This window comes from Actinomadura rudentiformis, from assembly GCF_008923185.1.
GTDB lineage: Bacteria > Actinomycetota > Actinomycetes > Streptosporangiales > Streptosporangiaceae > Spirillospora > Spirillospora rudentiformis.
In genome coordinates, this window is sequence record NZ_WBMT01000001.1 from 516,615 (window position 1) to 529,918 (window position 13,304).

Here is a 13,304-nt window from a genome sequence, read left to right on the forward strand (position 1 = left end):
CGGGGCGAGGATCGCTACCAGTACCGAGAAAGGATGAAGTCGATGCTGGTTCTCGCCCTCGCCGCCGCCATGCTCTACGGCGCCTCTGATTTCTACGGCGGACTGCTGTCACGCCGCGCCCACTACGCGTTCGTCGGGCTGGTCGGTCAGACCGCCGCCGCGACGACGGCCGTCCTCGCGGCCCTCGCGATCGGGTCGGCCGCACCCGGCGGCGCGGCGACCCTCTGGGGCTTGGCCGCCGGCATCGGGGGTGCCGTGGGGACGCTCGCGCTCTACCGGGGACTGTCACGGGGACGGATGAACGTCGCCGGGCCGCTTTCTGCCGTCGGCGCGGCGGGCGTTCCCGTGCTGGTGGACATCGCGTTCGGGCAACGTCTCACGACCGCCGCCGTGCTCGGCATCGCGCTGGCCATCCCTGGGATCTGGCTCGTGTCGTCGGAATCCGGGCGCCGCGGCCTCAGCTCGGGGGGAGTAGGCGAAGGGTTGCTGGCCGGGCTCGGCTTCGCGGTGCTGTTCGTCTGCCTGGACCGGGCGGGGGACGGCGCGGGACTCTGGCCGGTGGCCGCCGGGCAGGTCACCGCCGTCGTGGTGCTCGGCGTCCTCGCGATCAGCAGCGGTCGCGGTGCGCCGAGGCAGGCGGCTTCCTGGACGGCGGTGTGGCCCGGGATCCTCGGTGCCTCCGCGACGATCCTCTACTTCTTCGCCGCCCGCGAGGGAGCGATGGCGATCGCCGCCGTCATCACCTCGCTCTACCCCGCGTTCACCATCGCCCTCGCGGCGCTGATGCTGCGGGAGCGGACGAGCCTGACGCACGGCGCCGGGCTGGCCCTCTGCGGCGTGTCGGTCGGGGCGTTCGTCGTGGGATGAGCACCCGTGAAAGAGCATTGTGAGCGGGCGGGGGCTAGCCTGCGACCGTGGTCAGGACGACGGTGAACTCCGGGGCGGTGCACGAGCTCCTCGTAGAGCTCGACCGGACCAGGCCGGTTCCGCTCCATCGGCAGATCGAGGCCGCCCTGCGCGAGGGGATTCGCGCGGGGCGGCTTCCGCTCGGCATGTCGGTCCCGCCGTCCCGGCGGCTCGCCGCCGAGCTGGGGGTCTCACGGGGCGTCGTGGTCGAGGCCTACGACCAGCTGGTGGCCGAGGGGTACCTCAGCAGCACGCCCGGCTCGTACACCCGTGTGGCCGCCGGCCCCGGGCAGCCGGTCTCGCGTCCCGCGCCGGCGCCCGCGGCCCCGCCGCGCATCGACTTCGGGTACGGGCGCATGGACGCGGCCGCCTTTCCCCGGGCCGCATGGCTGCGCTCCCTCAAAAGGGTGGTGACCCACGCGCCGCACGACAGGCTCAACTACCTTGACGGGTACGGCATGCCGGAGTTGAGACAGGCGCTGGCCGACTACCTCAACCGGGCGCGCGGAGCCTCGGTGTCCGCGTCGCACATCGTGATCACCAGTGGGTTCGGCCAGGCGGTGGGCCTCATGGTCGACGTCCTCGCGCGGCGCGGCGCGCGGCGGATCGCCGTCGAGGACCCCTCGCCCGACGATGACATCCGTCCGCTCGCCGAGGCGCGGGGGCTCGACGTCGTGGGGCTGCCGGTCTCCGAGGACGGCGTCCGGGTGGACGCCCTGGAGCGCAGCGCGGCCGATCTCGTCGTCCTGACGCCGTCCCACCAATGGCCACTCGGCGGGGTGCTGCCGGCCGAGGCCCGCGCGTCGGTGGTCCGCTGGGCGCGGGACCGCGGCGCGGTGGTCCTGGAGGACGACTACGACGCCGAGTTCCGCTACGACCGGGCGCCGGTCGGCGCGATCCAGGGGCTGGCGCCCGACGTGGTCGCCCACGCGGGCTCGGTGAGCAAGACCCTCGCGCCGGGCCTGCGCCTCGGGTGGCTGGTGCCGCCGCCGCACCTCACCGAGGCGATCGCCGAGGCGAAGCTCCTGGCCGACCGCGGGTCACCCGCGATCGAACAACTCGCCTTCGCCGACTTCCTGCTCCGCGGCGAATTCGACCGGCATCTGCGGCGGATGCGCCCGCTCTACCGGCGCCGCCGCGACGCGCTGCTCGGCGCACTGGAGCAGCACCTGCCCGCCTTCGAGCCCACGGGCATCGCCGCCGGGCTGCACCTGGTCGCGTGGCTCCCCGAAGGGCTGCGGGAGGACGACCTCATCGTGGCCGCCGCCCGCGAGGGCGTGAAGGTCGCGGGCGTGGGGCCGTACCGGATCGGCGGCGAGGGGCGGCAGGGCCTGATCCTGGGTTACTCCGAGTTGAACGAGGCGCGGATCGTCGAAGGCGTGCAGGCCCTCGCCGCCGCCGCCCGGTCTCTGCCAGGGCCGGCCTCTCCTTGTCCTTGAACTGGTGGTAGGGCACGGACCTCCAGACTGGCCGGATTCGGCAGGCCGGGGGCCCGATCAAGGTTGCGGGCCGGTTTTCCGTGCCCGAGGGGCGGGGAGAGGGGAGGTGACCAAGGGGACGGAAGGGCGGGATTCGATGGACGCGGGCCTGCTCGCTGCGGAGACCGGTGCCGATCTGGGTGCGGCCCGGATGCAGATGGCCTTGTCGCTGGGCTGGCACATCATCGTCGCCTGCCTGGGCGTGGGGATGCCCGCCATCACGCTGATCGCGGAGTGGCGTGGGCATCGGACCGGGGACGTGAACTACCGGCTGCTGGCGCGCCGGTGGGCGCGGGCGATGGGTGTGCTCTTCGCGGTCGGTGCGGTCTCCGGGACGATCTTGTCGTTCGAGATGGGGCTGCTCTGGCCGGGTCTGATGGGTACGTACGGGCAGGTCATCGGGCTGCCGTTCTCGCTGGAGGGCATCGCGTTCTTCATCGAGGCGATCTTCCTGGGGATCTACCTGTACGCGTGGGATCGGCTGCCGCCCGTCCAGCACATGCTGGCGGGCATTCCGATCGTGCTCGCGGGCGTGGCGAGCGCGTTCTTCGTGGTCACGGCGAACGCGTGGATGCAGCAGCCGACCGGGTTCGACACCGAGGGCGGCCGCGTCGTGGCCGTTGATCCGTGGGCGGCCATGTTCAACCCGGCCACGCCGCCGCAGACCGTGCACATGATCCTGGCCGCGTTCATGGTCGCGGGATTCCTGATGGCGAGCGTGTACGCGGTGGCGATGTTGCGGGGACGCCGGGACCGCTACCACCGCCTCGGTTTCCTGGTGCCCTTCACGGTGGCCGCCGTCATCACGCCGGTGCAGATCGGGGTCGGGGACTGGGCGGCGCACTTCGTGGCCGGCAACCAGCCGGTGAAGCTGGCGGCGATCGAGGGGGTCTTCGAGACCGAGCGGAACGTGCCGTTGCATCTCGGCGGCATCGCTGTGGACGGGGAGATGCGGTACGCGGTGGAGGTGCCGAGCGGGCTGTCCCTGCTGGCGCACTGGGATCCGAACGCGGAGATCACCGGGCTGAACGAGACGCCGCCGCGCGACCGGCCGCCGGTGAACGTGGTGCACTGGGCGTTCCAGATCATGGTGGGGATGGGCTTCGCCCTGCTCGGACTCGCGGCCTGGGCGGCACTGGGGTGGTGGCGGCGGAGGGAGATACCGCGATCGCGGTGGTTCCTGCGGGCCGCCGCGCTGTCCGGCGTCGCCGCCGTTCTCGCGCTGGAGGCCGGCTGGGTCGTGACGGAGGTCGGGCGGCAGCCATGGATCGTGTACGGGGTGATGCGCACCGAGGACGCCGTCAATCCCGCCCCCGGTCTCGTATGGGGATTCGTTCTGGTCAGCGTGGTCTACGTGATCCTCACCATCGCCACGGTGTACGTGCTGCGGCGGCTGGCGCGGGACAAGCCCGTGCCGGTCGCACCACAGGAGTCCGACGTCACCGAGTACAAGGTCATCTGACCATGACGGCCGCGGAGATCATGCTGACCGTCCTGTGGCTCGGGCTGACGGCCTACGTGTTGTTCGGCGGCGCGGACTTCGGCGCCGGGGTGTGGGACCTGCTCGCGGGCGGCGCGGAACGCGGACGTCCGCAGCGCGGCCTGATCGAGCACTCCATCGGGCCCGTCTGGGAGGCCAACCACGTCTGGCTGATCTTCGTGATCGTGCTGATGTGGACCGGGTTCCCCGAGGTGTTCGCCGCCGTGGCGTCCACGCTCTACATCCCGCTGACGCTGGCCGCCCTCGGCATCATCGCGCGGGGCGCCGCGTTCGCCTTCCGCAAGGTCAGCGAGGAGTTGTGGCAGCGCCGCCTCTTCGGCGCCACGTTCGCCTTCTCGTCGGTGGCCACCCCGTTCTTCCTCGGCACGACCGCCGGTGCGATCGCCTCCGGGCGCGTGCCGCCGGGCATCGCGAAGGGCGAGCTGATCGGCAGCTGGCTCAACCCCACCGCGCTCGTCACCGGCGCGCTCGCCGTGGGCACGGCCGCCTACCTGGCCGCCGTCTACCTCACGCGCGACGCCGAACGCGCCGGCGAGGCGGATCTGGCGGAGGCCTTCCGGCGGCGGGCACTGTGGACCGGGGCCACAGTCGGAGCCCTCTCGGCCATCGGCCTCCTCGTCCTCAACGCCGACGCTCCCCGCCTGTTCGACGGGCTGGTCACGGGCCGCGGGTTCCCCCTGCTGCTGCTGTCGATCGTGGCGGGCATCGCGTCACTGGTCCTGCTGTGGCGCCGCGCCTACCTGGCCGTGCGGATCACCGCCGCGCTGGCCGTGGCCGGGCTGCTGTGGGGCTGGGGAGCCGGTCAGTACCCGTGGCTGCTGCCTGGTGTGCGGGTCCAGGACGCCGCCGCGACCGACGCCGTCCTGACCGCCTCCCTCGGCGCGCTGGCGGTCGGGGCCGTGCTCCTGCTGCCGTCCCTGTGGTGGCTCTACGCCACGTTCCAACGCGAACGAACCGCACAGAAATAGGCTCCCGACATGCTGACGACCGGAACACTGGCCGCGTTCGTGACGGCGACCGTGATACTCAACCTCGTTCCCGGGCCCAGCATGGTGTTCCTGCTGGCCCGCGGCCTCAGCCACGGCCGTCCCGTGGCGGTGCGGTCGGCGCTGGGCCTGATGACCTCGGCATCGATCTTCGTGGCGGCCACCGCGCTCGGCGTGACCGCGATCCTGGCCTCGTCCGCGCTCGCCTTCGCGGTCGTGCGCTGGCTCGGCGTCGCCTACCTGTTGTTCCTGGGCGTCCAGACCCTGCTGAAACAACAGCGGCCCACCGGCCGCCACACTGAACGCGGTGTCTACCGGCAGGCGTTCATCGTCGGCATCAGCAACCCCAAGACCGCGGTCTTCTTCCTCGCCTTCTTCCCCCAGTTCGTCGACCCCGCCCGTGGTCCGGCGGCGGCCCAGATCCTGTTCCTCGGTCTGCTGTTCGTGCTCATCGGAGCGGTCTTCGACCTCTCGTACGCCCTGACGGCCGGGACGCTAAGATCCCGCCTTCTGAACCGTCCCGACGCTCCCACCTGGATGCGCCGGATCTCCGGCTCGCTGTACCTGCTCCTGGGCGGCTGGCTGGCCGCAAGTGGCTCCCGCTGATTCGAGATTCGCGGTCGCGCCCTGGCGACGGCTGACACCTCGGCCGCCCTGAGCGCCAAAAGAAAATCACGGGGCGGCGCTGACGGATGGGGTGAACAACTGTCATCGCACAGTCACTTCCCACCGGGCCATCGGCGGAGTTATTTTCAAGTAATCGCGCTGTGACCTGGCATTTCGCCCGCCCTAGCCCAGAGAGGAGGGGTTGGCCTGGCCACGCAGCGAGGTTGGAGACACGACCGCTGGCCCGTTGTCGGCACGCACGCCCCCGGCCGCGGCGGCCAGCGGCCGTGCCGTGCTCAGGTGAGCCGGACGGAGGCTTCGAGGCGGGCGGGTTCGCGCAGGCGGCCGGCAAGGACCAACGCCATGATCGGGAAGATGGTCAGCACCGCCAACATCGTGCGCAGGGAGGTCGCGTCCGCCAGGGCGCCGAGAGCGGGGGCGAGGACGCCGCCGACGCTCACCGCCAATCCGAGGGTCACCCCGCTCGCCGTGCCCACCCGGTTGGGCAGATAGTCCTGCCCGAGCGTGATGTGCAGCGAGAACGGCACGTACAGCGCGATGCCCGCAACGGCGACGAACCCGTACAGCGCCGGTCCCGGTACGAGCGCGACGCCGGCGATCGCCAGCACCGCCACGCCGTAGGCACCCCGCATCGTACGGACCCGTCCCCAGCGCCTGGCCAGGCGGCCGCCGAGCACCGTGCCGGCGGCTCCGGCGGTGAACAGCACGAACAGCGCGGCGCCGCCTGCCGCCTCGCCGGGGTGGATCCGCTGTTGCACGAAGAGTGCCAGGAACGAGCTGAGCCCGATGTAGGCGACCGAGCGCAGGATGACGACCGCTGACAGCACGCGGAAGGCCGGCCAGTCGTCGCGCCCACTGGACCTCGTCGTCCCGCCCGCGCGACGCCCCAGCAGCGGCAACATGATCAGCGTGCCGAGCACCGCCGGCAGGAGCAGGAACGGCGCGGCGGCGAGTCCGCCGGCGGCCAGCACCGGCGTCGCGAGCACCGGAGCGAGCGCGAAGCCGACGTTGCCGCCGAGCGAGAACCAGCTCATGCCCACGTGGTCGCCGCCGGTCACCGCGCGGGCCAGCCGGGCGGCCTCGGGATGGTACGCGGCGACTCCGAAGCCGGTCAGCGCGATCGCGGCGAGCGCGAGCGGATAGGACTCGGTCAGCCCGATCAGCGCGACGCCCAGCCCGGCCGCCAGCGTGCCGGCCGGGACGAGCCACGGCATCGCCCACCGGTCGGTCAGCACCCCGAACAGCGGCTGGACCACCGACGACAGCAGCGAGGCGGCCAGCACGAACCCCGACACGGCGACGTAGCCGTAGTCCCGCTCGGCGACCAGGAACGGCACGAGCACCGGCACGACGCCCTGATAGAAATCGACGCTCGCATGCCCGGCGGGCAGCAGTCTCTTCGCTCCCATGCCCTCAGCCTCGGGCTCCGGGCGATCTGCTGGCTTCCGATAATCTGCCAAGTAATGTCGATTCCCCGCCACACCCCGGTCGCGCCCACCGGGCTGCGCCGCCTTGCCCCCGGCACCGGGATCGACGCGCACCGCCACGACGAGCACCAGATCGTGTACGCCGCCCGCGGCGTACTGTCGGTCATCACCGACCGGGGCCGCTGGATCGCCCCCGCGACCCAGGCGATCTGGGTGCCCGCCGGCACCGTCCACGAGCATCGCGCCTACGGCCGGACCGACGTGCATCTGGTGGGCCTCCCGGTCAGCGCGAACCCGCTGGGGCTGGAGGCGCCCGCCGTGCTCGCGGTCGGCCCGCTGCTCCGCGAGCTGATCATCGAGTACACCCGTGAGTCCGGGGATTCCGCCGAACGCGCCCGGCTCCGGGCCGTCCTGCTCGACCAGCTCCGGCACTCCCCGCGGCACCCGGTGCACCTGCCCACTCCCAGCGACACGAGGCTGGCCGCCGTATGCGCCCTGCTGAACGACGATCCCGCCGACGGCCGGACGCTGTCCGAGCTCGGCGCCCAGGTCGGCGCCAGTGAGCGCACGCTGTCCCGGCTCTTCCGCGCCGAGCTGCACATGACGTTCCCCCAATGGCGCACCCAGCTGCGGCTGCACCACGCACTGATCTTGCTGGCCGCCGGCACCCCGGTCACCGCCGTCGCGCACCGCTGCGGCTGGGCCTCGCCGAGCGCGTTCATCGACGTCTTCCGCCGCACGTTCGGCCACACCCCCGGCCGCAACGGCTGAAAGCGGCCGCCACCCTCGCTGCCGCTCACCTGGCGTTTCGGGGGACGGGATCTGTTTATTCGGCGAGGTGGGGGTACGGGGTGGTCATGGCTACCTTGTTGTGGATCATCGCGGTGGTACTGGTGATCTCCGGTCTCTACGTGCTGGTCGCTCGCAGAGACATTCTTTGGGGCGCCGTCCTCATCGTCGTCGGGCTGCTGATCGGCCCTGGCGGCGTCAGCATCTTCAGTTGACGCGGGCGGCCCCTCCCAGGATGACCTGGTGACCGGCCCCGCCGTGGCCTTGAGGGGAGAGATCACGGCGGGGCTTCAGCCTGCCCGGATTCACCTGCCGTTCGTCCGGTCCGTCACATCGTCCGTTGCTGTGCCTTGTGCCGCCGGGCGGCGACGGTGGAACCCGACTCGCGGCGCGCCATGCGCCGGAGCATGATCGGCGCCAGCACGAGGCCCGCGAGCGCCCACACGCCCAGCATGGCGGCCGTCTCCAGGTGCCGCCACGAGTCGCCGATCTCGGCGGCGGCCATCGCGTCCGGCAGCATCGCCGAACGCAGGCCGAGGCCCATCCAGTAGAGGGGGAACGCCTGGGCGACCCACTGCAGCCATTCGGGGAACGAGCTGAGCGGGTAGAACACACCCGAGATGCTCATCAGCCCCATGATGGGCACTCCGACGAAGCCGGCCCCCTGCGCGGTGTCGAAGAGCGCGCCGAGGATCGCGCCGATCGGCAGCACCGCGACCAGGCCGAGTGCGACGACCCAGGTGAGCGTCAGCCAGGCCGACGCCTCGCCCAGCCGCAGGCCGTCGAAGAGGAACGCGGCGGGGACGAGGGGCACGAGCAGACCGACGACGGCCGTGCCCGCCCGGCTGAGGACCTTGCCGGTGAGGTAGCCGACCATGCCGTTCGGAGTCGCCTTGGCCCGCAGGAGTGTGCCGTCCTCGCGGTCCATGGTCAGGGAGAGGGCCAGCATCATCATCCCGGCGAACACGACGTTCGCTCCGAGGATGCCGGGAATGGACTGGGTGCCGAGGGAGAACCCGGTGCCCGGCACCGTGTTGTCCCGCAGCATGTACATGACCACCAGCGCGATGACGGGGAAGAACATCACCGACCAGAGATCCTGCGGGCTGGTCGTGGTCTGCCGGAACTCGATCCGGCCGCGCTGCAGGCCCGCGCGGAGGGCGACGGCGTGCGGGCTCATCGGGCCACTTCCGCCAGCTCGCTCGGCGCCTCGGTGCGCCGTCCGGACTCGAACTCCTGCACCAGCGTCATGTAGACGTCCTCCACGTTGCTCCTCCGGATCTCCAGGTCGTGGATGTTCTCGCCGTACTTGGCGAACAGCTCGCGCACGTGGCCGGTCGCGTCCTCGACCGCGTCGACATGCCGCTCGCCGTCCTTGCTGTACCGGACCTCGGCCTTCCCTGAGAGCTGCTCCGTCAGCGCCGCCGGGCTGCCGTCGGCCACGATGCGCCCGCCTGCGAGGATCACTATCCGGTCGGCGAGCCGTTCCGCCTCGTCCAGGTCGTGGGTGGTGAGCAGGATCGACGTGGCCTCCAGACCCGCCAGGCGCCGCACCAGCTCGTGGAACTCGCGCCGGGCCTGCGGGTCGAAGCCGACGGTCGGCTCGTCGAGGAACAGCACGTCCGGCCGGCCGGCGAGGCCGATGGCCACGTCGAGCCGGCGGCGCTGCCCGCCGGAGAGGGTCGCGATGACCGCGTCCGCCCGGTCGGACAGCGCGACGAGTTCCAGCAGCTCGTCCGTGTCATACGGGCGGGGGCGCTGCGGCGTGCCGTACGGGGCGTAGTAGCGGCCGAGGTGGTCGAGGAGCTCGCGGACCCGCCACCTGCCGTGGTCGCGCCATGACTGCAGCACGATGCCCAGGCGGGCGCGCCACGCCTCGTCGCCGTCGTCCGGGTCGACGCCCAGGACGCGAACGTCACCGGATGAACGTCGCCGGAAACCTTCCAGGATCTCGATCGTTGTCGTCTTGCCCGCGCCGTTCGGCCCCAGGAGCGCCACCACCTCGCCTTGGCCCACATGGAGGTCCACTCCGTGGAGCACATCGACGGTTCCGTAGCGCATCCGCAGGTCCCGGGTCGCGATGGCGGGCGTACCGTTTTCACCTGCATTCATACCTTCAAGTTTGTCATTGAACAACGCATTTGAGACTTTGAGTGATCTGCGTCCACGTAGCATGGGCAGGTGGCTTCCAAACCCTCAATTAGCGGCGTGAAAGCCAGAGAAGCGGGCGGGCGGCCGCGGCTGCGCCCGGTGGACCTGGCGCGGATGGCCGGCGTCTCCACCCAGCAGATCCGCAACTACGCCGACGCGGGCATCCTGCCGCCGACCGAGCGGACGGCCGCCGGCTACCGCAGGTTCGATGCCCGGCATCGCGAGGCGATGCTCACCTACCGGGTGCTGGCGAAGGGATTCGGATGGGACGCCGCCCGCTCCATCATGCAGGCCCTGCACGCGGACGGCCTCCCGGCGGCCCTCAGGATCGTCGACGCCCGCCACGCCGGTCTCCATGACCAGCGGCTGTCCCTGCACGCCGCGGCCCAGGCGCTCGAAGCGGTCGCCGGGCAGGCACCGGAGGCGCCGGGCCCGCCGAGTTCCGCCATGCGCATCGGAGAGGTCGCGGCACACCTCGGCGTGCGCACGTCGGCTCTACGGGTGTGGGAGGCCGCGGGATTGCTGATGCCGCAGCGTGAGGCGGGCACAGGCTACCGGCGCTATGGGGCCGCCGACGTCCGGGACGCGCGCATGGTCAGCATGCTCCGGCAGGGCCGCTACCCGCTGCCCCAGATCAGAGCCGTCCTCGATGACCTGCGCCGCACCGGCAGCACGGCTGAGCTGCGCGCCGTCATCGCCGAACGACACGCGGCGCTGGACCGGACGTCGGCCGCCATGCTGGAGGGCACCGCCCACCTGCACCGCTATGTCACCGATCACCTGCACGTCACCGACCTGCACGTCACCGAGAACCGGGCGCTCCCGTCAGATAGCGCGTGAGCATGTCGACCAGCTCGTTCTCGAACCGCTCGGCGTCCTGGAGCCGCCCGCCCGGATGGCCGTTGGCGACGAAACGGTGGACCAACGACTCGATGGCGTTCACGACCAGGCGCGCGGCCATCGGGACGTCGGTGACCGTCACCCGCGGATCGGCGGCGAGCAGATCGCACGCCGCGGCGATGGCCTTCTCCTCGGCCGCGTGGAGGAACTCCAGGAGCTCGGGCGGGCGGGGCGCCTGCTCGAACAGCACCCGGTGCAGGGCGGGATCGCCGCGGTGATTGTCGATGGCCGCGCGGACGAAGAGCCGGATCTTGTCTTCGAGCGCGTCCGGCAGCGGGCCGCCCGCGAGGCGTTGTTCGATGGCGGCGATCCCGTCGCGGGCGTGCGCGGTGGCCAGCTCGACGAGCATGGCGTCCTTGTTCGGGAAGTACTGGTACAGCGAGCCGATCGAGTGCCCCGCCGCCTCGGCGATGCGGTTGGTGGTGCCGGCGGCGTACCCGTGCTCGGAGAAAACGCGAGCAGCCGCCGCCAGCAGCCGTTCCCGGGTCTCGACGGCGCGTTGCTGACCCGGCTCCTTCCTGGGCCGCAGCCGTTTGTCCGGCACGGTCCTGACCTCCCCAAAAGCGAGTAGCCGACAAGCCGAGCAATTGCTCACAATCGTGGCGAGGCAAGCGTAACCGCCGATACCCGATTCCCGCCTTGGAGGTCGTCGTGACCGTGTCCGCGTTGGTGATCTATCTGGTCTGGGCGCTCCTGGCGTTCGGCCTGCGGAGCTGGGTGCAGTGGCGCCGCACCGGCGACGCCGGGTTCCGCGGCGCGGGCCTGGACCCGCGCACGACGCAGTGGCGGGTCCGCGCGTTGTTCGTCGGCGCAGTGCTCCTCGGCTTCGCCGGTCCGGTCGCCGAACTGGCCGGGCTCGCCGCCGTCGGCGTGCTCGACCATCCGGCGGTGCGCGGCGGGGGACTGGCCGTGGCCGTCGCGGGTGTGGCCGCGACGGTGGCGGCCCAGTGGTCGATGGGGGCGTCCTGGCGGATCGGCGTGGACGAACGCGAGCGGACCGAGCTGGTCACGACCGGCGCGTTCACCCTGGCCCGGAACCCCATCTTCACCGCCATGATCGGTACCAGCGCCGGGCTGGCCGCCATGGTGCCCAACCTCGTCGCCCTGCTCGCCCTCACCCTCACGGTCATCGCGATCGAACTCCAGGTCCGGGTGGTCGAAGAGCCCTATCTGGAGCGCGTCCACGGCGACGCCTACGCGCGTTACCGCGCAGACGTCGGCAGGTTCGTCCCCTGGGTGGGGCGCCTCCACAGCTCGCGGCCGTCGGCTTGAGCGGGCGGCGCGGCGCCCAGCAGCGCGCTGATCGTGGGGATCACGTCGATGGTGCGCGGGGCGAACGGCGGCCGCCGGGGGACGCCGGAGCCCGCGACGACGAGCGGCACGCGCATTTCGGCGAGCGTGGCGTGCGCGCCCTTCTCCGTGCCCTCCGGGGGCATCGCCGAGGGCGGCACGAACGACCACGGACGGCGCGCTTCGAGCACGAAGTCACCCTCGCTCGGCGCCGCGTGCAGCCGCCGCAGGTCCGCGCGGTCGTGGACGCGCGCGATCTGGCGCGTACGGGCGAACAGGCGGCGCAGTTCGCCGCGCCGCCCGGTCGCGGAGCCGCGCAGGTAGACGGCGGCGGCCCGTTCGTTCTCGGCGAGGACGACCTCGGTCTCCGGCCGCGGCGACTGGCCCCGGAAGACGATCTCGGCGCGGAAACCCGCCGCGGCGAGGCGGGCGAGCAGCCGGTCGTGCATCGTCTCGCTGAACGCGGTCATGCCGTGGTCGGAGGTGATCACGAACGCGGTCTCGTCGAAGGTCCCCGCGTCGCGGGTTGCCTGGACGATCCCGCCAAGGTAGGTGTCGAACCTCGCCAGGAGCGCGGGGAGCCGCGGTGACCGCGGGCCCCCGGCGTGGCCGAGCGTGTCTGCCTCGGAGCAGTAGACCGCGAGGAAGGCGGGCACCTCGGGGACGGTCACCACGGTGCTCCCGGAACGCACCGGTTGCCGCCGGATGATCCGCGCCGCGTTCTCGGAGTTGCCCTCACACGAGGACTCCTGGGTGTAGAGCCTGGCCGGATCGCCGTAGTAGGCGCCCTTGTTCTCGACGATGTACCAGCCCGCCGACGCGATGGTGCGGCCCTGGCGGGTGAGGCTCTCGGCGATGTTCTCCGCGTCCACGGTGCGGTTCTGGCCGGTGATGACATTGCTCTCGGGGTCGTAGACGTAGGCCGCGTTGTGGTGGGTCGACGGAAAGGCGCCCGTGGCGAGCGAGGCGCGGTTGGGATTGGAGATCGCCCGGTAGGTGCCGGTCGCGAAGGACAGGCTGCCCCGTCTGCGCAGCGCGTCCAGGTTCGGCATCGAAGCGCGGCCCAGGTACGACGGATCGATCCCGTCCCAGTCGACGAGCACCACATGCCGGGCCCGTGGCGTCTCCGCGACCGCGGCGACGGGGGCCAACGGCACCACGGCTGACAACGGCACCACGGCTGACAACGGCATCATGACCGCGGTGGCCGCGCTGAGGCGGGGCGACGCCCAGGACATGGGGGTCCTTT

General features: G+C 71.8%; 14 protein-coding genes. 9 read left to right on the forward strand and 5 right to left on the reverse strand.

Annotation, left to right across the window (positions count from 1 at the left end):
- Positions 1-42 precede the first annotated feature (42 nt).
- The 5 genes from F8566_RS02475 (at position 43) to F8566_RS02495 (ending at position 5,477) form a co-directional block, all read left to right on the forward strand.
- Positions 43-867: a DMT family transporter gene (locus F8566_RS02475; protein WP_151557494.1), complete on the forward strand. Its 825-nt coding sequence runs from the start codon at positions 43-45 to the stop codon at positions 865-867.
- Positions 868-914: 47 nt separating this feature from the next.
- Entirely contained in the window at positions 915-2,345 is a 1,431-nt protein-coding gene (gene pdxR / locus F8566_RS02480) for a MocR-like pyridoxine biosynthesis transcription factor PdxR (RefSeq protein WP_192809474.1), read from the forward strand.
- Positions 2,346-2,451: 106 nt separating this feature from the next.
- Positions 2,452-3,846, forward strand: coding sequence for a cytochrome ubiquinol oxidase subunit I (locus F8566_RS02485; protein ID WP_225992785.1), 1,395 nt, complete (start codon positions 2,452-2,454; stop codon positions 3,844-3,846).
- Between the two features lie 2 nt (positions 3,847-3,848).
- Positions 3,849-4,853, forward strand: a complete 1,005-nt coding sequence (locus F8566_RS02490; protein ID WP_151557496.1) for a cytochrome d ubiquinol oxidase subunit II — start codon at positions 3,849-3,851, stop codon at positions 4,851-4,853.
- A gap of 9 nt (positions 4,854-4,862) precedes the next feature.
- Complete coding sequence (locus F8566_RS02495) at positions 4,863-5,477, forward strand: LysE family translocator (protein WP_151557498.1); 615 nt, start codon at positions 4,863-4,865, stop codon at positions 5,475-5,477.
- Between the two features lie 296 nt (positions 5,478-5,773).
- On the opposite strand, the gene F8566_RS02500 is transcribed toward F8566_RS02495, so the two are convergent.
- Positions 5,774-6,907: an MFS transporter gene (locus tag F8566_RS02500; protein ID WP_151557500.1), complete on the reverse strand. Its 1,134-nt coding sequence runs from the start codon at positions 6,905-6,907 to the stop codon at positions 5,774-5,776.
- Positions 6,908-6,961: 54 nt separating this feature from the next.
- Between F8566_RS02500 and F8566_RS02505 the strand changes: the two genes are divergently transcribed.
- Both F8566_RS02505 and F8566_RS49615 read left to right on the forward strand, forming a co-directional pair.
- Positions 6,962-7,696 (forward strand): AraC family transcriptional regulator, encoded by a 735-nt coding sequence (locus tag F8566_RS02505; RefSeq protein ID WP_151557502.1) that lies wholly within the window; start codon positions 6,962-6,964, stop codon positions 7,694-7,696.
- An 86-nt stretch (positions 7,697-7,782) separates the two neighbouring features.
- The gene (locus F8566_RS49615) at positions 7,783-7,929 is read left to right on the forward strand and encodes a GPGG-motif small membrane protein (protein WP_192809475.1); all 147 of its coding nucleotides are present in this window, start codon (positions 7,783-7,785) and stop codon (positions 7,927-7,929) included.
- 113 nt (positions 7,930-8,042) lie between these two features.
- On the opposite strand, the gene F8566_RS02510 is transcribed toward F8566_RS49615, so the two are convergent.
- A complete protein-coding gene (locus F8566_RS02510; protein WP_151557504.1) occupies positions 8,043-8,894 on the reverse strand; it encodes an ABC transporter permease in 852 nt (283 codons plus the stop codon).
- On the reverse strand, positions 8,891-9,826 hold the full coding sequence (locus tag F8566_RS02515) for an ABC transporter ATP-binding protein (protein ID WP_151557506.1): 936 nt from the start codon (positions 9,824-9,826) through the stop codon (positions 8,891-8,893). Before F8566_RS02515 ends, F8566_RS02510 begins: the two co-directional genes overlap by 4 nt.
- 96 nt (positions 9,827-9,922) lie before the next feature.
- Between F8566_RS02515 and F8566_RS02520 the strand changes: the two genes are divergently transcribed.
- A complete protein-coding gene (locus F8566_RS02520) occupies positions 9,923-10,705 on the forward strand; it encodes a MerR family transcriptional regulator (RefSeq protein WP_225992786.1) in 783 nt (260 codons plus the stop codon).
- On the opposite strand, the gene F8566_RS02525 is transcribed toward F8566_RS02520, so the two are convergent.
- Positions 10,668-11,309, reverse strand: coding sequence for a TetR/AcrR family transcriptional regulator (locus tag F8566_RS02525; protein WP_151557508.1), 642 nt, complete (start codon positions 11,307-11,309; stop codon positions 10,668-10,670). The genes F8566_RS02520 and F8566_RS02525 overlap by 38 nt on opposite strands.
- 107 nt (positions 11,310-11,416) lie before the next feature.
- Between F8566_RS02525 and F8566_RS02530 the strand changes: the two genes are divergently transcribed.
- The gene (locus F8566_RS02530; protein WP_151557510.1) at positions 11,417-12,037 is read left to right on the forward strand and encodes a methyltransferase family protein; all 621 of its coding nucleotides are present in this window, start codon (positions 11,417-11,419) and stop codon (positions 12,035-12,037) included.
- Here the strand turns inward: F8566_RS02530 and F8566_RS02535 are convergent.
- On the reverse strand, positions 11,968-13,293 hold the full coding sequence (locus F8566_RS02535) for an alkaline phosphatase family protein (protein ID WP_151557512.1): 1,326 nt from the start codon (positions 13,291-13,293) through the stop codon (positions 11,968-11,970). The two genes, F8566_RS02530 and F8566_RS02535, sit on opposite strands and share 70 nt — an antisense overlap.
- Positions 13,294-13,304: the final 11 nt, after the last annotated feature.